At 50.0% G+C, this 23,459-nt stretch carries 23 protein-coding genes and 1 tRNA gene; 15 read left to right on the forward strand and 9 right to left on the reverse strand.

The window, feature by feature from the left end:
• Positions 1–28 precede the first annotated feature (28 nt).
• The 3 genes from ACMGDE_RS02425 to ACMGDE_RS02435 form a co-directional block, all read right to left on the reverse strand.
• Positions 29–874 (reverse strand): glutamate--tRNA ligase family protein, encoded by an 846-nt coding sequence (locus ACMGDE_RS02425; protein ID WP_436831163.1) that lies wholly within the window; start codon positions 872–874, stop codon positions 29–31.
• A 286-nt stretch (positions 875–1,160) separates the two neighbouring features.
• Positions 1,161–2,072: an alpha/beta hydrolase gene (locus ACMGDE_RS02430; protein WP_436831164.1), complete on the reverse strand. Its 912-nt coding sequence runs from the start codon at positions 2,070–2,072 to the stop codon at positions 1,161–1,163.
• A gap of 14 nt (positions 2,073–2,086) precedes the next feature.
• Positions 2,087–3,298, reverse strand: a complete 1,212-nt coding sequence (locus tag ACMGDE_RS02435) for an alanine dehydrogenase (RefSeq protein ID WP_436831165.1) — start codon at positions 3,296–3,298, stop codon at positions 2,087–2,089.
• Positions 3,299–3,523: 225 nt separating this feature from the next.
• Between ACMGDE_RS02435 and ACMGDE_RS02440 the strand changes: the two genes are divergently transcribed.
• The 4 genes from ACMGDE_RS02440 (at position 3,524) to ACMGDE_RS02455 (ending at position 7,784) form a co-directional block, all read left to right on the forward strand.
• Complete coding sequence (locus ACMGDE_RS02440; protein ID WP_436831166.1) at positions 3,524–5,431, forward strand: polysaccharide biosynthesis protein; 1,908 nt, start codon at positions 3,524–3,526, stop codon at positions 5,429–5,431.
• Between the two features lie 76 nt (positions 5,432–5,507).
• Positions 5,508–6,188 carry a tetratricopeptide repeat protein gene (locus ACMGDE_RS02445; protein WP_436831167.1) on the forward strand — a complete coding sequence of 227 codons (681 nt, stop codon included), beginning with the start codon at positions 5,508–5,510 and terminating at the stop codon, positions 6,186–6,188.
• Positions 6,189–6,250: 62 nt separating this feature from the next.
• Entirely contained in the window at positions 6,251–6,745 is a 495-nt protein-coding gene (gene ribH / locus ACMGDE_RS02450) for a 6,7-dimethyl-8-ribityllumazine synthase (protein ID WP_436831168.1), read from the forward strand.
• A gap of 289 nt (positions 6,746–7,034) precedes the next feature.
• Positions 7,035–7,784 (forward strand): hypothetical protein, encoded by a 750-nt coding sequence (locus ACMGDE_RS02455; protein WP_436831169.1) that lies wholly within the window; start codon positions 7,035–7,037, stop codon positions 7,782–7,784.
• On the opposite strand, the gene ACMGDE_RS02460 is transcribed toward ACMGDE_RS02455, so the two are convergent.
• Positions 7,781–8,185, reverse strand: coding sequence for an RNA-binding S4 domain-containing protein (locus tag ACMGDE_RS02460; RefSeq protein ID WP_436831170.1), 405 nt, complete (start codon positions 8,183–8,185; stop codon positions 7,781–7,783). The genes ACMGDE_RS02455 and ACMGDE_RS02460 overlap by 4 nt on opposite strands.
• Before the next feature lie 92 nt (positions 8,186–8,277).
• On the opposite strand from ACMGDE_RS02460, the gene ACMGDE_RS02465 reads away from it, so the two are divergent.
• From ACMGDE_RS02465 to folP, 4 genes are all read left to right on the forward strand, one after another.
• Entirely contained in the window at positions 8,278–9,096 is an 819-nt protein-coding gene (locus ACMGDE_RS02465; RefSeq protein ID WP_436831171.1) for a 2,3,4,5-tetrahydropyridine-2,6-dicarboxylate N-succinyltransferase, read from the forward strand.
• Positions 9,097–9,108: 12 nt separating this feature from the next.
• Complete coding sequence (locus ACMGDE_RS02470; protein WP_436831172.1) at positions 9,109–9,705, forward strand: L-threonylcarbamoyladenylate synthase; 597 nt, start codon at positions 9,109–9,111, stop codon at positions 9,703–9,705.
• A gap of 81 nt (positions 9,706–9,786) precedes the next feature.
• On the forward strand, positions 9,787–10,266 hold the full coding sequence (locus ACMGDE_RS02475) for a DUF4920 domain-containing protein (protein WP_436831173.1): 480 nt from the start codon (positions 9,787–9,789) through the stop codon (positions 10,264–10,266).
• Position 10,267: 1 nt separating this feature from the next.
• Positions 10,268–11,074, forward strand: coding sequence for a dihydropteroate synthase (folP, locus tag ACMGDE_RS02480; RefSeq protein ID WP_436831174.1), 807 nt, complete (start codon positions 10,268–10,270; stop codon positions 11,072–11,074).
• A gap of 19 nt (positions 11,075–11,093) precedes the next feature.
• On the opposite strand, the gene metG is transcribed toward folP, so the two are convergent.
• Positions 11,094–13,175 carry a methionine--tRNA ligase gene (gene metG, locus ACMGDE_RS02485; protein WP_436831175.1) on the reverse strand — a complete coding sequence of 694 codons (2,082 nt, stop codon included), beginning with the start codon at positions 13,173–13,175 and terminating at the stop codon, positions 11,094–11,096.
• Positions 13,176–13,287: 112 nt separating this feature from the next.
• Between metG and ACMGDE_RS02490 the strand changes: the two genes are divergently transcribed.
• Both ACMGDE_RS02490 and ACMGDE_RS02495 read left to right on the forward strand, forming a co-directional pair.
• Positions 13,288–13,695 (forward strand): DoxX family protein, encoded by a 408-nt coding sequence (locus ACMGDE_RS02490; protein ID WP_436831176.1) that lies wholly within the window; start codon positions 13,288–13,290, stop codon positions 13,693–13,695.
• 102 nt (positions 13,696–13,797) lie between these two features.
• A tRNA-Glu gene (locus tag ACMGDE_RS02495) sits at positions 13,798–13,869 on the forward strand.
• 114 nt (positions 13,870–13,983) lie between these two features.
• On the opposite strand, the gene ACMGDE_RS02500 is transcribed toward ACMGDE_RS02495, so the two are convergent.
• From ACMGDE_RS02500 to ACMGDE_RS02510, 3 genes are read right to left on the reverse strand one after another with little or no spacing between them, the layout of a single operon-like run.
• Complete coding sequence (locus ACMGDE_RS02500; RefSeq protein ID WP_436831177.1) at positions 13,984–14,640, reverse strand: hypothetical protein; 657 nt, start codon at positions 14,638–14,640, stop codon at positions 13,984–13,986.
• 13 nt (positions 14,641–14,653) lie between these two features.
• Positions 14,654–15,307 carry a GIN domain-containing protein gene (locus ACMGDE_RS02505; protein ID WP_436831178.1) on the reverse strand — a complete coding sequence of 218 codons (654 nt, stop codon included), beginning with the start codon at positions 15,305–15,307 and terminating at the stop codon, positions 14,654–14,656.
• A gap of 11 nt (positions 15,308–15,318) precedes the next feature.
• Positions 15,319–15,786: a hypothetical protein gene (locus ACMGDE_RS02510; protein WP_436831179.1), complete on the reverse strand. Its 468-nt coding sequence runs from the start codon at positions 15,784–15,786 to the stop codon at positions 15,319–15,321.
• Between the two features lie 171 nt (positions 15,787–15,957).
• Between ACMGDE_RS02510 and ACMGDE_RS02515 the strand changes: the two genes are divergently transcribed.
• Positions 15,958–16,380, forward strand: a complete 423-nt coding sequence (locus ACMGDE_RS02515; protein WP_436831180.1) for a helix-turn-helix transcriptional regulator — start codon at positions 15,958–15,960, stop codon at positions 16,378–16,380.
• A gap of 477 nt (positions 16,381–16,857) precedes the next feature.
• Positions 16,858–17,040, forward strand: coding sequence for a hypothetical protein (locus tag ACMGDE_RS02520; RefSeq protein WP_436831181.1), 183 nt, complete (start codon positions 16,858–16,860; stop codon positions 17,038–17,040).
• 174 nt (positions 17,041–17,214) lie between these two features.
• On the opposite strand, the gene ACMGDE_RS02525 is transcribed toward ACMGDE_RS02520, so the two are convergent.
• The gene (locus tag ACMGDE_RS02525; protein WP_436831182.1) at positions 17,215–17,379 is read right to left on the reverse strand and encodes a hypothetical protein; all 165 of its coding nucleotides are present in this window, start codon (positions 17,377–17,379) and stop codon (positions 17,215–17,217) included.
• A 326-nt stretch (positions 17,380–17,705) separates the two neighbouring features.
• Between ACMGDE_RS02525 and ACMGDE_RS02530 the strand changes: the two genes are divergently transcribed.
• The 3 genes from ACMGDE_RS02530 (at position 17,706) to ACMGDE_RS02540 (ending at position 23,436) form a co-directional block, all read left to right on the forward strand.
• Positions 17,706–18,533 (forward strand): sugar phosphate isomerase/epimerase family protein, encoded by an 828-nt coding sequence (locus ACMGDE_RS02530; RefSeq protein WP_436831183.1) that lies wholly within the window; start codon positions 17,706–17,708, stop codon positions 18,531–18,533.
• 125 nt (positions 18,534–18,658) lie between these two features.
• Complete coding sequence (locus tag ACMGDE_RS02535; protein ID WP_436831184.1) at positions 18,659–19,834, forward strand: FecR family protein; 1,176 nt, start codon at positions 18,659–18,661, stop codon at positions 19,832–19,834.
• Between the two features lie 131 nt (positions 19,835–19,965).
• A complete protein-coding gene (locus ACMGDE_RS02540) occupies positions 19,966–23,436 on the forward strand; it encodes a TonB-dependent receptor (RefSeq protein WP_436831185.1) in 3,471 nt (1,156 codons plus the stop codon).
• The last annotated feature ends 23 nt before the right edge of the window (positions 23,437–23,459 follow it).

Genomic DNA, 23,459 nt, shown 5'->3' on the forward strand with positions numbered 1-23,459 from the left:
AACCGTCGGGTTATCGGTGGGGTCTTCCTCAAGGAAGCATGGCTTCGCCCAGCGCCTGCCAACTGGCTATCGGATGATCCAACCCGAGCATTGCACCGAGCATCCCGTACACGTCTTCTTTGGGCTTACCCTGCTTGCGGAGGTATTGAATGGAAGTGGCTCCCGTCGATTTAGACAGTTTTTCATCCTGACCGGCCATCAGCAAGGCATGGTGATGCACCGTAGCGTTGAGAAAGGTGTCGTATCCAAGTACCTTCGCGAGGTGGGTCTGTGCCTGGGTCGACTCGAACAGGTCTTCGCCTCTGACGATCAGATCTACGCCGAAATGTACATCATCCACTAACGATGTGAGCTGATAAGCCGGGAATCCATCTTTTTTCCGAACGACGAAATCATGCATCGCCGGTGGAAGCGGCGCATCAGCCGTGTGGATACGCCAATTGTACCCCGGGCCGTCCAGCGGCAATCCCTTGTCCCTGCAGGTGCCCGTATAAAAGCCTTGCGGATGGTGTTCAAATAACGTAGTCCGTGAGCACTCGCAGGCGAACACCACGCCTTGTCTCCGCAATTGTCCCAGCGCATCCTGATACAAGGGCATGCGATGCCGCTGCGAATAGGTAGTCTCATATTGCCCGTAGTCGCTCGGGCCCTCGTCCCAGGGCAGCTCCAGGTAGTTCAACGTCTCAAAGATGTCTTCCACATAGGCCCGCCTCACCCGCGATCGATCCAGGTCGTCTATCCGCAGCAAAATACGTGCGCCCGATTGCCGGGCCAGCGACGCCGTGAGCGCAAACGAGCATACATTCCCCAAATGGAGGTACCCGCTGGGTGTCGGGGCAATGCGCGTACGCCGAAATGATAAGTGCTGGTTCATCGTTATTGTCCGCTTTTGGACACCTGTTGTTCGATTCCGAACAGTCGGGAAACCGAGTCAAAATCTATTACACTGATCTACTGCATATTACAACTTAGGCACGTTCTTTATATTTTTTTGGTATCGCGTGCAACGTTTTGCGTGCAGCTACGTCTAATAAACGTGAGCATAAAAGAAAAGCCTACTATGGGCGAAACGATATAATGTGTGTTTGTGAATCACTGGCAAGCTGGCTTCGCTCCCCGCGAATGCTCAGCTTCCAGCTGGTTCGATTGATGCGTTCAACTCACATGCCGTTAAGCCATTCCAAAAAATGATCAAACCATTTGTCCGTCGTGGTTTTGTTGTGCAAACCAAATCCATGTCCGCCTGCCGGATAAGTGATCAGCTTGGCGCTGACGTTATGCTTTTCCAAAGCGGCAACATACCGCTCGCTATTGCCAATGGGTACTGCCTTGTCATCTTCCGCGTGCACCAAGAATGCCGGGGGTGTATCGGCCGTCACCTGCAATTCATTGGAAAACCGGATGATATCTTCCTGCTCCGGATCGCTGCCTAACAGGTTATTCCGCGACCCCCCATGGGTCATCCCTTCCTGCATACTGATAACGGGATACAACAGCAACGAAAAATCGGGGCGCAGCGATGTACCCTTGGGGTTGGCGATGAGCGCCTCCGCATAGTGGGTGGAGAGCGTCGACGCCAAATGCCCCCCGGCCGAAAAGCCTGCAATACCGATCTTGTCCTTGGCGATCCCCCATTCATCTGCCCGCTCCCGGACCAACTGGATGGCGCGCTGGGCATCCTGCAGCGGACCAATACGCTGGTCTACCATGATTTCTGCTTTGGGCAGCCGGTACTTCAGTACAAATGCGGCTATGCCATTGGCAGCAAGCGATTTTGCCACATCGTGGCCCTCATGGCTGATGGCCAAAATGCTGTAGCCGCCACCCGGACAGATGATCACCGCCTTGCCTGTATTCTTCACATCTGCCGGAGGCAAATAAAGGGTAAGCGTGGGCACCGTCACGCCCGACACACGGGTGATCCCATTGTCATCCGTGGCCGTGGTCTCTTCCAATGGGAACGGTTTACTGTTGGGTACTTCTTCCGTATATAAATTCAAGACGGTCTGTCCCTTGGACACGGTTCCTGCGAGCAGGATACTGCTACATAATAACATGCTTAAGCGCTTCATCGGTCAACGGTTTGTTAGTGATTAGACACAACCAGCAAATCCAAATCCTTAGGGGTAAGATTAAATCTGTTTGCCATATCTTTATTCGTGAGGTGTCCTTGATAGAGGTAAATCGCGTTTCGGACACCGGGCCTTGCCCAAATCAGGTTCATCATACTTCCCATCTCACCGATATCCAAGAGAATGGGTGTGAAAATGTTGGTCAGCGCGTAGGTAGCCGTGCGCGCCACCCGCGAGGCAATGTTGGGTACGCAGTAATGGATGACATCGTATTTCCGGAATACCGGTTGCTCATGGTTCGTGATCTCAGAGGTCTCAAAACACCCTCCCTGGTCGATACTGATGTCGATCAATACCGAATTGGGCTTCATCTTCGAGACGGTCTCCTCACTGATGATGCACGGACTTCGTCCATTGGAGGCCCGGATGGCTCCGATGACCACATCGCAACCGATGACTGCCTTGCGCAGCACGATGGGCTGGATGACCGAGGTAAACACCCGGCTGCCTACGTTGTTCTGTAAACGCCTAAGCCGATAGATCGAACTGTCGAACACCTTGACCTGTGCACCCAATGCAATGGCTGTCCGTGCGGCAAACTCGCCGACCGTGCCCGCGCCCAAGATCACCATCTCCGTCGGCGGCACGCCGGTCACCCCGCCCAGCATCAGTCCCTTGCCATTAAATACGTTGCTCAGGTATTCCGCCGCGATCAGGACCGATGTGGCACCCACGATTTCACTCATGGCGCGCACCACGGTGAGCGTGTTGCCCTCGTCGCGCAGGTATTCATAAGAAAGCGCGGTGACCTTCTTTTTCATGAGCGCCTGAAGGTGTTCGAGCGTCATCAATGTAGGTTGCTGCGAAGAAAGCAGCACCTGACCACTACGCATCATGCCGATCTCCTCCATCGTAGGCGGCGCGATCTTGATGATGATATTGGCTTTATATACTTCTTCCTTTTGATGTACGATGAGCGCGCCCTGCTCACTGTAATGGTGGTCGAGAAAATTGGCCCCTTCCCCCGCACCGCTTTCCAATACCACCTCATGGCCATTCTCAATGAGCAGCGCTACCGAAAGCGGCGTCAGTGGCACACGGTTTTCCTGAAAACTGATCTCCTTGGGTATCCCGATGTAGAGGCTGTTCTTCTTGTTCCCTGTCTCCAGCATGGCTTCCTGCGGCTGCAATAATGCCTGGTGCGCCAATTTTGATAGCTCGCTCATGTTGCGGTCACTTTCTCAATAAAATTTGGGTTCAACATGCGAAAATAATCAAAGTTTTGTTAAAACCCTGCTAAATTATGCACGAATGGGTCAGTTCATTTCTCCAATGCGCTTGCCACTAACCCTTTAAAAAATATTGAAACACTTGTTTGCTTTTGAAAAATCTGTATATTTGGGCACATTTACGGTATGCAGAATCTATATTTCTGTTTTTAATCGTGCTGGATGTTTGATAGATTTAACATCGTTCCTCGCTGGATCATTTTCACGCTCGATTTGTGCTGTAGTGCATTTGCGCTGTTTTTCGCTTATTTGCTGCTCAACAGCTTCTCCTATGAAACCATCAATTCCGCTGATTTTAGCCGCAAACTGTTGGTGGTGCTGGCCGTCAATACGGTGGTTTTCTATAGACTGCGCATGTATGCCGGCATCGTACGTTACACCAGCGCGCTGGATTCCGTTCGCATCTTATCGTCGGTGGCCCTATGTGCGCTTATCCTTTTTTTGCTCAATACCATCCTGATCGCATTCAACCGTTCGCCTTTACTATCGAACAGTGAGCTCATTGCCTTCGGATTGATGAGTTTCCTGCTGTTATTTACCTACCGTTCTACCGTAAAGCTCTTCTTTTTATCCATTAAAAACATCCGTGTCAACCGTCGGCAGATCGTGATCTACGGCGCTGGAGATATCGGTATCGCCGCCAAGCGGACGTTGGACCACGATCGCAACGCGAACAATGTATTGGTCGGATTCATCGATGATAATATTCAGAAAGTAGGCAAGATCATTGATGGCGTGCGCATCTATCACACGGATTATTTCGAGCAACTCATCATCCAAGGCAAAGTAGATGAATTGATCATCTCGTCGCACAATATCCCCGTAGAAAAAAAGGCAAGCATCGTAGATCTCTGTTTGGAGCGCAATGTCAAGGTACTCACCATGCCTCCCGTGCACCGCCTCATCAACGGTGAAGTGATGCCTAATCAAATCCAAAAGATGCGGATAGAGGATTTGCTGGAAAGAGAACCCATCAAAATCAGTAACCAATCGATACGCCATCAGCTGTCCGGCAAACGCATATTGGTTACCGGCGCGGCAGGATCCATTGGCAGCGAAATCGCCAGACAACTGGGCAATTTTTCGCCGCAAATGATCATCCTGAGCGACCAAGCCGAGACACCGCTGCATGAATTACAGCTTGAACTGGAAGAATCGCAAAAAAACCAGGTATACCATGCGTTCATCGGGGATATCCGCGATGAGGAGCGCATGGAATCGCTTTTCCGGACGTTCAAGCCCCATTATGTCTATCACGCGGCCGCGTATAAGCACGTACCCATGATGGAAAACCACCCGGTGGAAGCCGTGCGTACCAATATCATGGGCACGCGGCTCATTGCCCGACTAGCGGTCAGGTATGGGGTAGAAAAGTTTGTGATGATCTCCACAGATAAGGCGGTGAATCCGACCAACGTCATGGGCGCCTCCAAACGGATAGCCGAAATTTATGTACAAACGTACTTCAACCACCTGACACAGCAAGATACCGCTCATACACGCTTTATCACCACCCGCTTCGGCAACGTGCTCGGGTCGAATGGTTCGGTCATCCCCCGTTTCAAGGCACAGATTGAACGAGGCGGACCGGTAACGGTCACCCATCCGGAAATCTGCCGGTATTTTATGACCATACCCGAAGCTTGCCAGTTGGTATTGGAAGCCGGATCCATGGGCAAAGGTGGGGAGATCTATGTCTTCGATATGGGCAAGTCTGTGAAGATCGTCGAACTGGCCACCAAGATGATCAAACTGTCTGGGCTGATCCCCAATAAAGATATCAATATCGAATACTCGGGATTGAGACCGGGCGAGAAGTTATACGAAGAGCTGCTCAATGACCTGGAAAATACCCTGCCTACCCACCACCGCAAAATCATGGTTGCCAAAGTCAGGATGTACGACTTCGACTACGTAGAACAGCAAATAACCCACCTCATCAGCATCGCTAAAAACCAAAGTGAACGGGAGATCGTATTGAAAATGAAAGAATTGGTGCCCGAATTCAAAAGCAACAATTCCATCTATGAGGAATTGGATGAGCGCCAAAAAAACAGCCTCGACGTCTGAACCAAGTCTTGCAAAAAAACCCCTTGCATATCATTTGTAAAAGTGTATTTTTGCAATCCGAATTTTAGTATTAGAAATGTCAGATAATCAAAAACATCATACCCCTGCGGCGTCCTCAAAAAAACCTGGAAACCGCAGTTTCATTTTAGAAAATCAGAAAAGCCTGGTTTTCATCGTCGGCGGGATTGTCGTACTGATTTTACTGTATATCGGATACCAACGATTCTATTTGGCTCCACGGGCCGAGACGGCGGCCGACCAGCTCTACAAAGCAGAGGCATATGCCACCGTTGACTCGTTGCAGCAACGGGCTATCGACGGTGACGGATCCTATCCCGGATTTAAAGAAATTGCTGACGAATACGAAAATACCAAGTCGGCCAACGTCGCCAATGCGTACTTAGGCGGCCTATATCTGCGTCAGGGCAAATACCAAGAGGCAGTAGATGCGTTGGAAAAATACAGCAGCACCGGCAGCGCGATATTGGATCCCTTGGTCATCGGACTTCTGGGCGACGCCTATTCCGAACTCAAGGACTATAAGAAAGCCGCTTCTTATTATAAAAAGGCCGCCGAGAAAAACACCAATACCTTTACATCTCCGTTGCTGCTCAAAAAATTGGGGTTGGTATACGAGGCGCAGAATGATTTCAAACAGGCGCTCGAGGCCTATAAACAGATCCAATCGGATTTTCCATCCAGCCACGAGGCCACGTCCATTGAAAGCTATATCGCGCGGGCAGAAGCACAATTATAGTTTTTTGCGACAGCTGAATGTCTAGCGGCTGCCAATGAAGGCGGCCTTTGTTATTGACGAACATGGCAAGTCACCACAAAAATTTATCAGATTTCTCCCACATGGAGATTGCTTCAGCGGCCTCCTATCGATTCGGAATCGTGGTATCGCAATGGAATGCCGAGGTGACAGGGCGTCTGTTGAACGGTGCTTATGCGGCCTTGGAAAAACACGGCGCGCTTCCCCATCACATCAACGTGATGCAGGTGCCGGGCAGTTATGAATTGACGAGCGGAGCCGACATCATGCTGCGGGACACCGCGTTGGATACCGTGATCTGCTTAGGTTGTGTCATTCAAGGAGAGACCAAACACTTCGACTTTATCTGTAGCGCGGTTGCCCATGGGATCACCCAAGTGGCCTTGAAGTACAATAAACCGGTTATCTTTGGCGTTTTAACGACAGATAACCTGCAGCAGGCGTTGGATAGAGCCGGTGGTAAGCATGGCAACAAAGGAGAAGAGGCAGCGGTGACCGCCATCCAGATGGCAGCATGGAGCACCGGAGCAATGAAGTAATTGCTCGCGGATTTGGAAGATTGGCTGTTCAACGTTAACTTTACGACTTGATAACGATCTATCGCATGAAAAGGACATTAATCATTGGCACCATACTCATCCTGTTTGCCTCGCTAACGATGCAGTCCTGCTCAAGAAAGACCTGCCCCGCCTATAACACGTATCCAAAAACAAAACGACTTCGCTAGTTGTTATTATCAATCAAAAGCGTTAATTCCGGTGGCGATCATTTGTGTGTCGCACGTTCAATATAGCTGAATTGGCTTATTGAGGGGAAAGAATCATAGAGATGAAGTATACATTAGTCCATTTCAAGCTAAGCCTTCTCGTTGCGTTGTTGATTTGCATTAAAACTGTCCAAAGTCAAGATACCGATATACAAGTCGAGACCAAAGTATGGGAGGCCATGGGCGGAAAGGCGAATTGGCAGCTTGCCCGCTATTTTATGTTCAGCTGCGTAGGCGGCGACGACCATTCGTTCATCCGGGGCGAACGCACCTATTTATGGGATAGGCAAACGGGAAATTGCCGTTTTGAGGGCGTCACCACAGTGGATGAGGCACTGATTGTGCTATTCAACATCAAAACCGCCAAAGGCACAGTATACGTCAACGGCGCACCATCCAGCAGTCCGCAGACTGCAGCAGATATCATCAAAGAAGTGACCGCCGAATTTGAGCGGGATGCCTACCTGTTATTCCTCCCCACCGTGCTGGAGGGCGATAACGTTACGTATGCTGTAGAAGGCGAAAAGCTGATCGGCTCAAACCAGTTCACTGTTATCAACGTCAAAAACAATAGAACCGCCTTCGAAGCGGCCGTAGAGGGGCAATTGTTCATCGACACGCAAACCGGCAAAATCCAGGAGTGGAAATCGAATCCAGACAGTGCCCATTTTTCGGTCAGTGGATTTAAGGATATCGGCGGCGGACTGGTATTGCCGACCCGCTTTGTCGGCAGCGATACGACCCAGAGCATCACTTATCCCCTGGCAGCAGCGTTGGTCAACATCGAAGCGCAAAAGTTCAACAAACCCTAGTGCTCTTCTTCCTGCCAATCCTGCTGTAACCCGTCGATTTCCCGGCGCTCTTTTTTGGTGGGGCGCCCGGCTCCCCGATCCCGTTTGAGCAGCGGAGCGTGGTACTTCGCTTTGTAACCATAGGTCTCTTCTATGGGCGTGAGGTCTTCATAAAAGCCTACCGCCGTTTTGGCGTCTACCCGCTTATCCAATAGCGCGGTCACCTTGACCACTTTCCGCTCCGCGCCCTTTTGAATATGATAGGTGTCGCCCACCTTTACCAGGGCGGATGGTTTCAGGTTCTGTCCATTGAGTTTCACCCGTCCGGCTTTACAGGCCTCCGTCGCCAGACTTCGCGTTTTGAACAGCCGGATAGCCCACAGGTATTTATCGATACGTAGTTTTTCGCCTTCATTGGCCATATCACAAATTTAGCGAAAATGCCCGGTTTTGGGGCGTAAGTCAGAAGAATTTGTTTTCTTTGCGCCTATAAATAACGCTATATACGATCGATATGATTAAAGAATTGCAGAAGTTGGTGGACGACGCCTGGGAAAATCGGCAGTTTCTGGAATACAAGGAATACCGGGAGGCCATCGAGACGGTCATCCAACAGCTGGACAAAGGTGAACTGCGGGTAGCCGAACCCATCGGCTCGCGTTGGCATGTAAACGATTGGATCAAAAAAGCCGTCATTCTATATTTTCCCATCCGCCAGATGGAGGTCATCGAAACCGGCCCCTTCGTCTTTCACGATAAGATGAAGCTCAAGACCAACTATAAGGAACTGGGCGTCCGCGTGGTACCCCATGGCATTGCCCGATACGGTGCGTACCTTGCCAAAGGCGTGATCATGATGCCCTCGTACGTCAATATCGGTGCCTACGTAGATGAGGGCACGATGGTCGATACCTGGGCGACCGTGGGCTCGTGCGCACAGATCGGCAAGCATGTGCACCTCAGCGGCGGTGTGGGCATCGGCGGCGTACTGGAACCCATACAGGCAGCCCCCGTGATCATCGAAGACAACGTATTCGTCGGGTCGCGCGCCATCGTCGTAGAAGGCGTACACGTCGAAAGCGAAGCCGTGCTCGGCGCAAATGTCGTGCTGACCGCATCGACCAAAATCATCGATGTCAGCGGTCCCGAACCCATTGAATACAAAAGCATCGTGCCTGCGCGCTCGGTGGTCATACCCGGGTCTTATACCAAGCGCTTCGCCGCCGGCGAATACCAGGTCCCCTGTGCGCTCATCATTGGCAAGCGCAAGGAGTCGACCGACAAGAAAACGTCGCTCAACGATGCACTGCGCGAACACGACGTCGCTGTGTAACTTGACCTGATCATGCGGATGAAACGGATGGATACGGATCACGTGCAGCCTTCGGATATCAGTAAGGCCCTCGACACCTTGCGTGCCGGGGGGCTTATCCTCTACCCTACCGACACGATATGGGGCATCGGTTGCGATGCGACCAATCCCGACGCCGTAGCGCGGGTATACCGGCTCAAGGGGCGCGATCAGGGCAAGAGCCTCATCATCCTGCTTGACAACGAGCATCAGCTGCAAAGCTATGTAGGTGAGGTGCCGGAAATCGCGTATCAGCTCATCGAATACACCGAGCGGCCCCTTACCATCGTCTATTCCGGTGCCAAGAACCTAGCCCCAAATCTACTTGCCGAAGATGGCAGCATCGGTATCCGGGTGGTGCAGCATCCCTTTTGCACGGCGCTGCTCCAACGCTTCCGCAAACCCATCGTATCCACTTCGGCCAACCTGAGCGGACAGCCCGCGCCCAAGCGTTTTATGGATATCGCACCGGAGATCCTCGAGGGTGTGGATTACGTGGCAGCATACGCGCAAGACGATACCCAAGAAGGCGTGGCATCCGTCGTGATGAAACTGGAACCGGGCGGGAAGTTCTCATTTCTCCGAAAATAACTTCATCCGTCCGTTTTCGTTCACGTGTTATTCGTAAATATGAAGCAAATTCACTACGTTTGATCATTAAAATAAAAGACCATGAAGCGATTGATCGTATTGTTCACGGCATTGATCTGCCTGGCAGCCATTACACACGCACAGGAAACCATCCCTTCGGCCAAACCCGGCGTACAATATGGAAAGGCCATCAGTAAAAGCGATGCCATCGGTGTGCAGGCGCTGGAAGCAAAGCTCGCCGTCGATTCTACCTACACCGGCAAGGTACAGGGTAAGGTCGTAGAAGTATGCAAAAAGAAAGGCTGTTTTATCCGCGTACAGCGCGAGGGCGAAGGAGATCCGATTCTCGTCCGATTCAAGGATTACGGGTTTTTCATGCCACAGGACATCGTGGGTAAAACCGTCGTTCTCGAAGGCCTGGCCAAGGTGAAAGAAGTCTCCGTTGCGCAACAGCAGCATTTTGCCGAAGATGCCGGCAAAAACGCCGATGAGATTGCCAGCATAACGAAGCCCAAGGTAGACATCAACATCGTAGCCGACGGCGTGGTCGTGGTCAACTAGCATGAATGCAGGCGGCCGGCTGATCGATCTCACCGCACCGAAAGTGATGGGCATCCTCAACATCACGCCGGACTCCTTCTATGATGGCGGACGCTACAATACCGTAGACGCGGCGCTCTTCCATGCCGAAAAACTATTGGCAGAAGGTGCCGACATCTTAGATATCGGCGCCTATTCGTCGCGCCCGGGGGCAGCAGATGTGAGCGCAGATGCCGAACAAGCCCGCCTGCTTCCCGTGATTATTGCCCTCACCTCACGATTTCCGGAAGCCATCTTATCCATCGATACCTTCCGTGCCAGCGTAGCCCGCGCGAGCATCGCCGCCGGGGCCCATATCATCAACGACATTTCCGGGGGGACGCTGGATGATCAGCTGTTTGCCACCGTCGCCGAATTGGGTGCGCCCTACATCCTCATGCACATGCGGGGCACCCCCAACACCATGCAGCGGTTGACAACCTATGACGATGTCGTGCAGGATGTAAGCTTATTTTTCGGACGTCAGGTGGCTACCCTGCGTCAGCTGGGGGTCAAAGACATCATCCTCGACCCCGGTTTCGGTTTTGCCAAAACATTGGAGCAGAACTACACGCTTCTCCGGCGCATCGACGAGCTGCACGTCCACGGCCTGCCCATTCTGGGCGCACTATCCCGCAAGTCGATGATTTACAAAAAACTGGGCACCAGGCCCGAGGAAGCCTTGAACGGCACTACCGTGCTCAACACCGTGCTGCTGATGAAAGGGGTACAGTTGCTCCGCGTACACGATGTAAGGGCCGCCAGAGAAGCCATCGCGCTGCTCCAATAAGCCATAACGCTTACCCGTGCTACCGGATGACACTACCGGCCTGTACGTCCGTCTGCGGCGCCACAAAGTCCAGCCGCCCATCACCGTCTTCCGCCATCAGGATCATGCCCTGCGAGACAATACCCTTGATTTCCCGTGGCTCCAGGTTGACCAGTATAGACACCTGCCTGCCCACGATTTCCTCCGGACTGAAAAATTCGGCTATCCCCGATACTACCGTCCGCCGGTCGATACCCGTATCAATGGTGAGTTTAAGTAATTTTTTGGTTTTAGCTACCTTTTCAGCCGCCAGGATGCGCCCTGCACGGATATCCATCTTCACAAATTCTTCAAAACTCACATTCCCCTTCGCCTCATCAACTTCCTTATTCGCCGTCGTCTGCGCATTGGTTTCCTTTGCCGCGGCAAGTTTAGCCAGCTGGACATCAACCTGCTCGTCTGTGATCTTTTCAAACAGCAGCTGCGCCTCCCCCAGCTGATGCCCTGCGGGCAGCAACGCGCTGCCTCCGGCCTGCGGCCAATCGAGAACATCGAGGTTGAGCATATCAAACATGCGCTTCGCCGTGCGCGGCAGAAAAGGCTGCGCCATGATCGCCAGGTTGGCCGCAATCTGTAGGCTCACGTTCAAGACCGCCTTTACCCGCTCCTCATCCGTTTTGATCACTTTCCACGGTTCAGCATCCGCCAGGTACTTGTTGCCCAACCGAGCCACATTCACGAATTGCGCCAGCGCCTCCCTGAACCTGTATTGGGTGATCGATGCCGCAATATGTCTGGGATACCGCTCCAATTCCGAAAAGATAAACCGATCCGTATCGGTGAGCTCGTTCGCCGGCATCACCTTACCCTCAAAGTACTTATGAGAGAGCACCAGCACCCGGTTCACGAAGTTGCCAAAAATGGCCACCAGCTCATTGTTAATACGGGCCTGAAAATCCTTCCACGTAAATTCACTGTCTGATGTCTCCGGCAATATCGATGTCAGCACATAGCGCAGTTCATCTTCCTTACCCGGAAACGCCTCCAGGTACTCATGCAACCACACCGCATGGTTGCGGGAGGTCGACAGCTTATCCCCTTCCAGATTCAGAAACTCGTTGGCCGGCACATTCTCCGGCAAGATATATTCACCATGCGCGTGCAGAATACTCGGGAAGGTGATACAATGGAACACAATGTTGTCCTTGCCGATAAAATGAATCAGGCAAGCATCGTCGGCCGGATCAGCCTGCTTTTTCCAGTATTTTTCCCAGTCGTGCCCCGTATCCAGCGCCCATTGCTTCGTCGCCGAAATATAACCGATCGGCGCATCCAGCCATACGTACAATTTTTTTCCCTCCGCCTCCTTCAGCGGCACATCTACCCCCCAGTCCAGGTCGCGCGTCATCGACCGCGGCTGCAGGCCCGATTTCAGCCAAGAGCGGCACTGTCCATAGACATTGGACTTCAGCACATCCTTCTTCCCCTCCAGCAGCCATTTTTCCAGCCAAGGCTGGTATTTATCCAACGGCAGGTACCAATGCTTCGTCTCGCGAAGCACCGGCGGTTTTCCGCTCAACGTCGAAATCGGATTAATCAAGTCCGTAGGATTGAGCGATGTGCCACATTTTTCACACTGATCGCCATACGCCCCCTCACTTTTACAGTTGGGGCACGTACCCGTAATATAGCGGTCCGCCAGAAACTGCTGATATTCCTCATCATAATACTGCTCGGTCACCTGCTCGATGAACTCCCCCTTTTCGTACAGATTAAGGAAAAACTCCTGCGAAAGCTCATGGTGTATCCGTTCCGACGTGCGATGGTAGATATCAAACGAAATCCCAAACCGTTCAAAGCTATCCTTGATCTGCGCATGATATTGATCAATGATGGCCCGGGGAGTCGTTCCCTCCTTCTTTGCCTTGATCGTGATCGCCGCACCATGCTCATCCGAGCCGCAGACATACACGACATCCTTGGCATTGAGGCGCAAGAAACGCACAAAGATATCCGCCGGAATATACGCCCCCGCCAGGTGCCCGATGTGCAAGGGACCGTTGGCATAAGGCAAAGCCGAGGTAATGGTATAACGTTTGAAAGGTAAAGCAGTATTACTCAAAATATTACAGTTATTTATGGGGTAAAAAATTCAATTTTACAGAAAAATGAATCCCGTTGTTTGCAATTATCGGCAAAGATAAGTCAATTTGCGGTATAAACTATACATTGAAATGGCTTCATTATCATCATTAAGCAAATTCAAAAACACCGGCCTATTGCTCATCCGCATCGGTCTGGGCATCATGTTCATCATGCACGGTTACCCGAAGCTACTAGGCGGTCCCAAGATGTGGGAAGGTGTCGGCGGTGCCATGGGCGAAGTAGGCATCACCTTCTTTCCGGTAGCCTGGGGATTACTGGCCGCCATCGTCGAAACCTTCGGTGGGTTCCTCTTCCTGATCGGGTTGTTTTTTCGGCCAGCCTCGTTGCTCCTGGCGTTCACCATGCTGATCGCTTCCCTCCATCATCTAGGCGCCGGTGATGGCCTCAAGGGTGCATCGCACGCCATCGAAATCGGGGTCGTCTTTTTAGGCCTCGCATTCGTGGGCCCGGGCAGATACAGCGTCGACAAGCGATAACATGATGCCTTCCGAAAAATTCCATATTTTTTTTGGAAGGAACGGAATTACTTCTATCTTTGCGGACCGAAAACCCTGAGAGGGTTAGGAAGTAACAAAAAAGGCCCGTTCGTCTAGGGGTTAGGACGCAAGATTTTCATTCTTGAAACAGGGGTTCGATTCCCCTACGGGCTACACATCTTGAAGTCAAAACATACGAAAAGCCTGCAAATTAAACGTTTGCAGGCTTTTTGTTTTCATTCGGGTTAACTGCTGCAATGTTTTCATGTCGGGGCAATACATGTGAATCTAAATTGATCTGGTGTAATGGATATTACCATTTATCGTTTTTATTTGAAGACATTTTTCCGCTATTAATCGGTATAGGACTTCTTTCAGATATCGGGGGCGTAAAATAGGGCTATGGTGGGTGAGCCTTATGCGTTCATAGATTTGCAGTGGCGATTGTGGGTATTGGAAAAAAGAAATCCGCAATAACCAATTGACAGCCTCATCAAACAAAGCTAACGCTTCCTGTTCCCGCTGGGCTTCCAGCTGGAATGGTAGTTCCTTGTATGTAATTACGAAATTCTTTTTTATTATGTTATCCCCTTTCTCAATACGTATCAACCACGGATGGTGGAGCGTGTAATGGTAAACACCCTGCTTTTCTTCACGTTCGCCTTTTATGATGCGTTTGTAATCATATCCGAATTCATCGCGTTCGAAATTGATTGGGCTACTCAATTGCGTTTTGAAAACCGAACAGAGCAGCGTTTTCTCGGATTCGGCTAACTTGGTTCCGCCCCGCATCTCTTCATATTCGCCATAGAAGTAAGGATGCTTGCCCATCAGGAAAGATGCTTCCTCTTGTGTATATCCGATGGCTACCCTCGATTGGCAGAACCCGAAGCGCAGGTTGAAGTCATCCTGTGTGACCAAGCCTTTATAAGTGTATTTTTCCATTGCCATATATCCCTTACATTGCTGGTTTTTCTTCCGCTGTTTCCTGTAAAGGCTCGACCCGACTGCCCTCGTCCACACTAAGCCAAGAAAACCTCGGTGTACCGCGATACGAAAACCTGCTTCTTCCCAATATGCGTGCTTCCATTTCCCCGTCTATCCAAACGGATGCTCGGGCATTATTGGTGAGATATACCATCCCCGTTGAGGCTTGGAGCGATGCGCCATCATACCAACCGTCGTGGTAGGCATGCAGGAATACTTCAATGGTTTCCCCTGCAACCTTTACATGACCACGTTTGAGTATGGTGCAATCCACACGCAATGCATCCACATTCAACTCCACCATTCCTTCCTGCCGGATAATGACACCAAGTTTTTCCACCCGAAGTTCTTCCGGCGTAGTGATATTCGCCCTGTCAAAAAGCTGGATACCGTTTAGGTGGGTACACGTAAGCTGTATTTTGGGACAGCTGTTGCTTAATAACAGAAAACCATAGTGCATGGGCTTGGTTTGGATGATTAATTCACCGTTATCCACGTGGTAATCAATCCATTCGGCAACGTCATCCGGTTCATCCACATGGAAGGCGCTTGAAGTATCCTGATATAAATAGACCTCGCATCTGGTAAGGATGCGGACGGTGTGAAAAGGCGATAAACTGTTCATGGTTTTATGAATTAGTATTTTTCAAGTACGGATATATCGTCCTGCCGCCTGTTCTTTTCAAACCAGCGTTTGAACCAGTATTCTGTATACATGTGATTATTTTTCCAAAACAGTTCCATGTCGCCCTCATCCATTCCATCAGTGGTGTCATAGATTTTTCGGATTGCCTTCAATTCGCTGAACATTTGGTTTACCTGCTTTTTCGAATATTGAGGTCGTCCAAACTTGCATGAGAGGAAGAATTTTCGGGCGGCACTCCGCTGCTTATCCGTTGCATGCTTCAGTACAGAATAACTCACCATCCACATAAAATTTCGGAGCACATCCTCTAACTTGACGCCGAGAATGGCGCATAGCATCCTGAAATTGCTTGGGATTAACAGGTCGACCTTTTTCCATTTGGACGAATACATTTTGCCGATTTCGGCATACTTCTTATACTTGTCCACCGTCCTAACCTTAGATTTTTGCTTTTTCATGTCTTGTAGTGTTTGGTTATACTATCAAAGTTCCCCAAGCGGAAAGGCATATACAAACCTATGGGCGGCATAAATTATCCCGTTATCGGGATATGTTATCCGTGAAATATTCCGTATTTTCGTCATCGGTAGCGGCTTGTGATGCTACCTTTGTCGCATTATTTTATAATTATGGAAAGAACACAACAAATACACGAGGGGCGCAATATTAAACGGTTCAGGGAAATGCTCGGCATGAAGCAGGAAACCCTTGCCTATGAATTGGGTGAGGACTGGACACAAAAGAAAATATCCCAACTAGAAGCCAAGGAAAAAATCGAAGTGGATATATTGGAACAGGTGGCCAAGATTTTAAAAGTAAGCCCGGAGGCTATTCAACGGTTTGACGAAGAGAATGCTTTAAATATTATTTCCAATACATTTACCAGCCACGACACCTCAACCCTCAACGCCATTAACCATAACTGCACATTCAACCCCCTCGACAAGCTTGTCGAAGCTTACGAAGAAAATAAAAAGCTGTATGAGCGATTGATTGAGGCGGAAAAGGAGAAAGTTGCGTATTTGGAGCGATTATCGAAAGCTATAGAGTAGTCACAGGGATTACGCGAATAGCCTGAAGCAACTATTTGATAATTTGGTTTTGGAGCAAAGTGAACCCAATGTCATTCAAGCAATACTTTTTTGAAAGCATACGAACAAGAAGAAAAGCTGCACGTTCCAGCAAACGGGACCGGGTCTACAATGAGATGCCATGGAGGGCGGCGCTACTTTGCCACCGTAGAGCCGATAAACGTCCCTTTCCGTGTTTTATTTACGTTCAAAATTCCGTGTCTTTACATTAGTTAAATCTGCGAGAATTCATGAAAAAAAGGAAGATGGCCATGGTGTCCAACCAAGTCAAAATAGACGAAGAAGACCTCCAAGACGTCCAGTTTTGGTTAGACGTCCGGTTTCCGAGCGGATAGCCGAAGCTACACGCCTGCGCAGGGCGTATTACAGTTGGTTGCTCGGAACATACCCCGAACAGATGGAGAAAACAGTTACCCAGCGCAGCCATGGTATCCCCCCTTGCGTATAGATATCCTCAATGCCATATCCGGTGTTGAGTTCGACGAAGCATACAGTGCCCGTATGGAAACCAAAATAGACGGACTGGAAATATCGTTTATCAGTGCAAATGACCTCATCCGTAATAAACGGTCCGTGGGAAGGGCCAAAGACCTCGGGATGTCGAAGCGTTGGAAAAACTGAAAAAGAAACTGTCGGACGAAGACCAACCAAAAGGAAAAGAGGGTTAAGAGGATAGTCTACCCCAGCTCACATATACCGAAAGAATATCTTGGCCACATATGGCATCCCCGTTGAGCAGATTGCTAAATTCACCAAGCTGTCCATCAAGGAAATCGAAAAGCTCCGATAGAGTTCTTACAATATAAGGCAAGCCATCCCGAAACGGATGGCTTTTTTTGTACCCCTCCCCTTACTTACACATACAACTAACACGTCGGTATCGTCGATGCCCATCCGCACCTCATGCGGCTTGATGTCATTGGCCGCCCCGTTGAACCAACGCTCCGGTTTACTTTCCATCCCGTCTTGACCTTGCGCTGGTGATGTAAGCGCATGATTTCTGCTGGCTCCTGTTCAACTTTTTTTCATTTTCATGAAAGATTTTGCGCAGGGCGGTGTTTCTAAGCATAGTAAGCTATCGCGAAGCTGTGCACGATATCGATCATATAGTTCAGCTTCTCAGAGAATACGCGAGCGGAAATCTGCATCCCGGCACGGCATATTGAATCCAGTAAATGCACAACTTATTTGTCCTGCTATCAACCATGACTCACTTAAACCGCACTGCGGGTTAAGGAATTTATTAGGTACTAACTAAATTGACGGCCAAACATAAAATAAATAAGATGAAAAGATTAGGCAAGCTATTGCTGGTGCTGACTGCACTATGTTTCAGCGCCTTTGTTTACAAAGGCGAAACGGTTAAAAAGGAAGAATGGAAAACAGGTGTCGCACTGTATTCGTTTCATCAGCATCCATTAGAAGCCGCCTTAACAATGGCCCAGAAAAGCGGCGTGAAATATGTAGAAGGTTTTTCATTCTATAAACTAGGGGCAGCTTTCGATAATAAATCTTTGGGAGAACTCGATACCAAAGACACTGAAAGAGTGAAAAGCATGCTAAAGCAAAAGGGGCTTGAGATGACATCCCTTTATGTTGCAGATGCATACAATGAAGTAGAATGGAAAAAATATTTCGACCTGGGAAAGCAGTATGGCGTAAAATACCTCGTTTGTGAACCCCGTAAAGAACAATGGGATCTGATTGATCGATTGGCCGGTTTGTATAATATAAAAGTTGCTATTCATGAACATAAAAAAGGCAGTAGTTACTATTGGCATCCTGATTCTGTACTGAAAGCAATTAAAGGACACCCGAACATTGGGGCATGTGCAGACATTGGCCATTGGGTAAGAAGCGGACTTGATCCTGTACAATGTCTTAAAATGCTTGACGGGCATGTGTTGGGATTGCACTTAAAGGATGTAGATAAAAACGGAAACGATGTCGATCTTGGCGCTGGTGCTGTCAATTTCCCTGAACTGATAAAGGAATTGAAGAGGCAGCAATTTGACGGCTATGTGCAAGTGGAGTGTGAGCATAATGCGGAAAATAACTTGGAAGACGTAAAAGAAGCAATACAATATTTCAATATTGCAACAAAAAATAAGTAATACCCATTGTGCGATTTAAACCAGGAACAGCGTGCTGCCCGATCGGGCAGCAGCTCTTTTTTCATTTTTCATGAAAGATTTTGCGCAGGGCGGTGTTTCTATACATGGTAAGACACGGTAAACCTATGCGCGATATCGATCATATAGTTCAGCTGCTCCAGGCGTACATAAGCGGAAGCCTGCACCCCTATTCGGATGACGAGTTAGGGTCTTTGTTTGACCGCTACCCCGGTCTGCGGGAGCTGGCCCAAGAGGTGAGGGATGAGCAGGGGCTGAGGGCAGCCCTGGCCGAATACGAGACGCTGTATTCGGAAGCGCACCTGGAGGGCGAAGAGCGCGTATTGCAGCGCATCCTGACAGAAATACGGGAAGATGAACATGCGGTGCGCACCCCGCGTCGCATGTGGATATACGGTTTGGTAGCTTCAGTAGCGCTGCTGGTCGTCGTTGGTCTGGCCGTGTTCCAGAACCACAGCCAGATAGGGGCTTCGGACACCCCGGCGCTCGGTGCCAACCTACTGCCGGGTACAAACAAGGCACAGCTCTCCTTTTCCGATGGCAGGCAGGTCGATCTGAGCTCAGCATATGGCGGTATCGTGGTGGGAGACCGCATCGCCTACGATGACGGAACGGCCGTGCTGGAGGAGGAGCTGCCCAGCGGCAATACCCTGCTGACCCTAGCCACTCCAAAGGGAGGGCAATACCAGATCGTACTGCCCGATGGCACCAAGGTGTGGCTCAATGCAGACAGCAGGCTGGAGTATCCCGTGATGTTCTCTGGCGACACCCGCAATGTGCAGCTGGAGGGCGAAGCCTATTTTGAGGTGGCTGAAAATAAGGAAAAACCATTCATCGTGCATACCGCTGGCGAGCGGGTGCAAGTGCTGGGCACACATTTCAATATAAATGCGTACAGAGATGAGCAGATCTCTACGGTGGCCCTGTTGGAAGGCAAAGTAAAGGTCACCCTGCCCAACAACACCGCCAGGGTGCTGCGCCCCGGTGAGCAATCATCGGTCAGCAACGGGACCATAGAAGTGCAGCCGGTCAATGTAGATGAAGCCGTGGCCTGGAAGAACGGCGAGTTTATGTTCAACAACGAAAATCTCTCCAGCGTGATGCGCAAGCTGGCCCGATGGTATAATCTGGAGATAGAACTGGAACCCGGGCTTGAAACGATTTCCATATGGGGATCGGTCTCGCGGTACGATGATTTCAGCAAGGTGCTGCAAATCATTAAAGCCACCGATGACCGCATCCGGTTTGCTGTGAAAGGAAGGAGGGTGACGCTTATGAAATAACCTGACCCGGATATCCCGCCGCGGATTTGAAGACAAAACAAAAGCTGGAGAAGGTGGCACTTCCCCAGCCGATGGTTCAAATCCTTAAATGATCTATTGTACGATTTAAAAACTAAAACCAGTCAAAGGTAATGAAAAATTATGCCTTGTCCTCAGGGATACAGCAATTATTCCCGAACTATAAATACCTGATTGTAGCCATGAAAATGATCATCGTGCTCGTTTTGGTTGCCGTATGTCAGCTACGCGCAGAGACCTTCGCACAGACGGTGAGCATCAGCGAGGAGCACATGTCCATAGCCGATGTTTTCAGAGAAATCAAAAAGCAGACCGGCTATAACATCATCTGCAACTCGAGCATCATCCGCGAAACGCCCGCACAGCAGGTAGACCTTAAAAACGTGCCGCTGGAAACGGCGCTGAAAACGGTGCTCGCGCCCAATGGGCTCACCTACCGGATCACAGACAAAGCCATCGTGGTGCGCCGCCTGCCCGCAGAGCAGCGGGTCCAGAGCCGGGATAAGCCGGAGGTGGAGGCCGCGCAGCGTTTCGTCACGGGAAGGGTGGCGGACACACTGGGCAACCCCCTGTCCGGGGTCAATGTCAGTGTCAAAGGCGCCCAGCGTGGCGTCACAACCGATCGGCAAGGGCACTTCCAGATACCGGCCACTCAAGGAGATGTGCTGGTGTTCAGCTTGCTGGGCTACCAGCGGCATGAGGTAAGCATAGCCGGGCAGGACGCCATCGATGTGGTGCTGAGCGTTTCCGTCTCAGACCTGGACGAAGTAGTAGTGGTAGGCTATGGTACGCAGCGGAAGGAAAATCTTACGGGGGCGGTCGCCCAGATCAGCGGCGAAAAACTCCAAAACCGCTTTGTCACCAATATCGCCGCGGCGCTGCAGGGGCAGGTGGCCAACCTGAATATCACCCAACCGGGTGGTGGCGGTGCTCCCGGTGCGGTACCGGAGTTTAACATACGCGGTTATACGGGATTTGGCGGGATGGCCCGTCCTCTAGTGGTTGTTGATGGTGTACAGGTAGCAGACGGCGACCTCTACAAAATTAATGTAAGCGATGTGGAGAGCGTTTCTATCTTGAAAGATGCGGCTTCTGCTGCCATTTACGGTTCGAGCGCGCCCTATGGGGCTATCCTGATCACAACCAAAAAAGGGAAGGCCGGTGAAAAGCCGACCATTACATATAGTAACAATTTTGCCTTTGCTGAGCCTATCCATCTGCCGGAACCGATGAATTCGCTAGACTTTGCCAATTTTATGAACGAAGCGGCAGCCAATTCAGGGGCCAGTCCAATAGTTGGCGAGGAGCAATTGCAACGCATCAAAGACTACATGGATGGCAAAATAACCGAACAGACCATCGTGAATCCTGCGGCGGGCGTAGACGGCTGGATGGGAGGAAACGCCAATAACAACTGGTTTAAATTCTTTACAAAGGACTTTTCTTTCAGCCAGCAGCACAATCTGGGTGCATCTGGTAGCTTCGGTAAGTCCAACTACTATATCGGACTTGGATATTTGCAAAAGAATGGCATCTATAAATACCTGGATGATAAGCGTGATCAATACTCTGCCAGGGCCAATCTTTCTTCGGCGTTGACGAACTGGATGACATTCAATTTCCGAGGCTCTTTCTTCCGCTACAATACTACTACCGTGAGTGACAGATATAACTCATCAAGCGGGAATTTATTTAATTTTTTTGCAGCACTTCGACCTTGGGAGCCCTTCGTTTACCCGAATGGCGCCAGGAACGTCCTCCAGATCTACCTTGAAGACGGTGGAAAGTATATTAGAAATACAGACAACGGGAGATTGACAGGTGAATTCGTTTTTGATCCCCTGCCCGGCTGGGACATTACCGCCAATTATACGTATGATGGGAATTACGCGAACTACTCCGACCACTACAAAACGCTGACGAGTATCCGGCCTAGTGGCGCGGAATATACTATTTGGGGCAGTCCCAACAGCTTTGACCGTACTGCCGTTTTCAATCAGTATCATGTGGTTAATGTTTTTACGTCGTATGAGAAACAACTGGAAGGACATTATTTTAAGGCTCTGGCAGGCTACACACAAGAATTGATAAGTTACATGTCATTTGGCGGATATAGGAATAACTTGTATTCCGACAATCTGCCTTCGTTGTCGTTGTCTTACGGCACTGCGATTTCTACCAGCGAGTCCAGGTCACAGCTTGCTACCCGTGCTTGGTTCGGACGAATCAACTACAATTACGAAGAAAAATACCTGATTGAGTTCAATGGTCGGTATGACGGGACTTCCAGGTTCTTAAAAGACAGGCGTTTCAAATTTTATCCGGGTGTATCGGCAGCATGGTTACCTTCCAAAGAAGTGTTTTGGACGCCAATAGCGCCGATTGTTAATTCATTTAAACTTCGGGCTTCATACGGATTACTCGGAGACCAGTCGATTGCGGGCTATTATCCTTTTTTTCCTGGGTTGGGCTTTACGGCTCCTTCCTCCAGTAATTGGCTGTTCTCTGATGGACGGCAATCGGCCGTCAATGCACCGGGGTTAGTTAATCCGCTGTTGACCTGGGTGACGACTACAACACTGGACTTTGGCATCGATGTGGCGTTTCTGCAAAACCGCCTGAATGCCAGTTTCGACTGGTACAAGCGATCTATGGATGACTATGTAGGACCTGCCGAACCCTTGCCCGCATTGCTGGGTACCGGCGTTCCGGGCTCAAATTCTACGGCGGTAGAAACCAAAGGTTTCGAGTTGACCTTAGGTTGGCAGGATCGGATAGGTGACTTTCACTATGGCTTGAATGCCGTATGGAGTGATTTTCGCGGTTTTGTAACCAAGTATCCGAATCCGGATAAATTGATTAGTACATGGTACGAAGGCCAGGAAATGGGATCTATCTGGGGGTACGAAACTGCTGGACTGTTTCGATCGCAGGAGGAAATTGACACCGCTCCGTCGCAAAGCCAGTTGTACGGCAGGTGGACGCCCGGCGACGTTCGTTATGCAGATTTGAATGGCGACAATAAGATTGACTGGGGAGAAAACACACTTGACAATCCAGGTGACCGGAAAGTCATCGGAAACACCACACCGCGCCATTCCTACGGATTAAACCTGAATGCCGAATACAAGGGCTTTGACCTGGCTGTGTTCCTGCAAGGGATAGGTAAAAAAAGTGCCTCTTGGCTTAATGGGCAATATTTTTGGGGCATTACCGGAAACCTTGGCAGTAGTAGCTCGCCATTCGTACAACAGTATGACCGCTGGAGCGAAGACAATCCGGACGGCTATTACCCCAAATATTATGGTACCACGGGAGAAATGGCTAAAAACATCCAGGTGCAAACACGTTACCTGCAAGACGCTTCTTATCTGCGCTTAAAGAACCTACAGCTGGGATATAGTTTACCGGTCTCTTGGAGTAGGAAAATAGACATACAGAAGGTCAGGGTATTTGCGAGTGGAGAAAACCTGGCTACGCTGACCAAGATGATCGAGACCATAGACCCAGAGTTATCCGGTACAGATGGCAAAATATACCCATTGCAACGTTTCTGGACTTTAGGTGTGAATGTAACTTTTTAGTAAACTATTTCAAAGAGATATCA

Origin of the sequence: Parapedobacter brassicae (genome assembly GCF_051400755.1) — a bacterium.
Taxonomy (GTDB): Bacteria; Bacteroidota; Bacteroidia; order Sphingobacteriales; family Sphingobacteriaceae; genus Parapedobacter.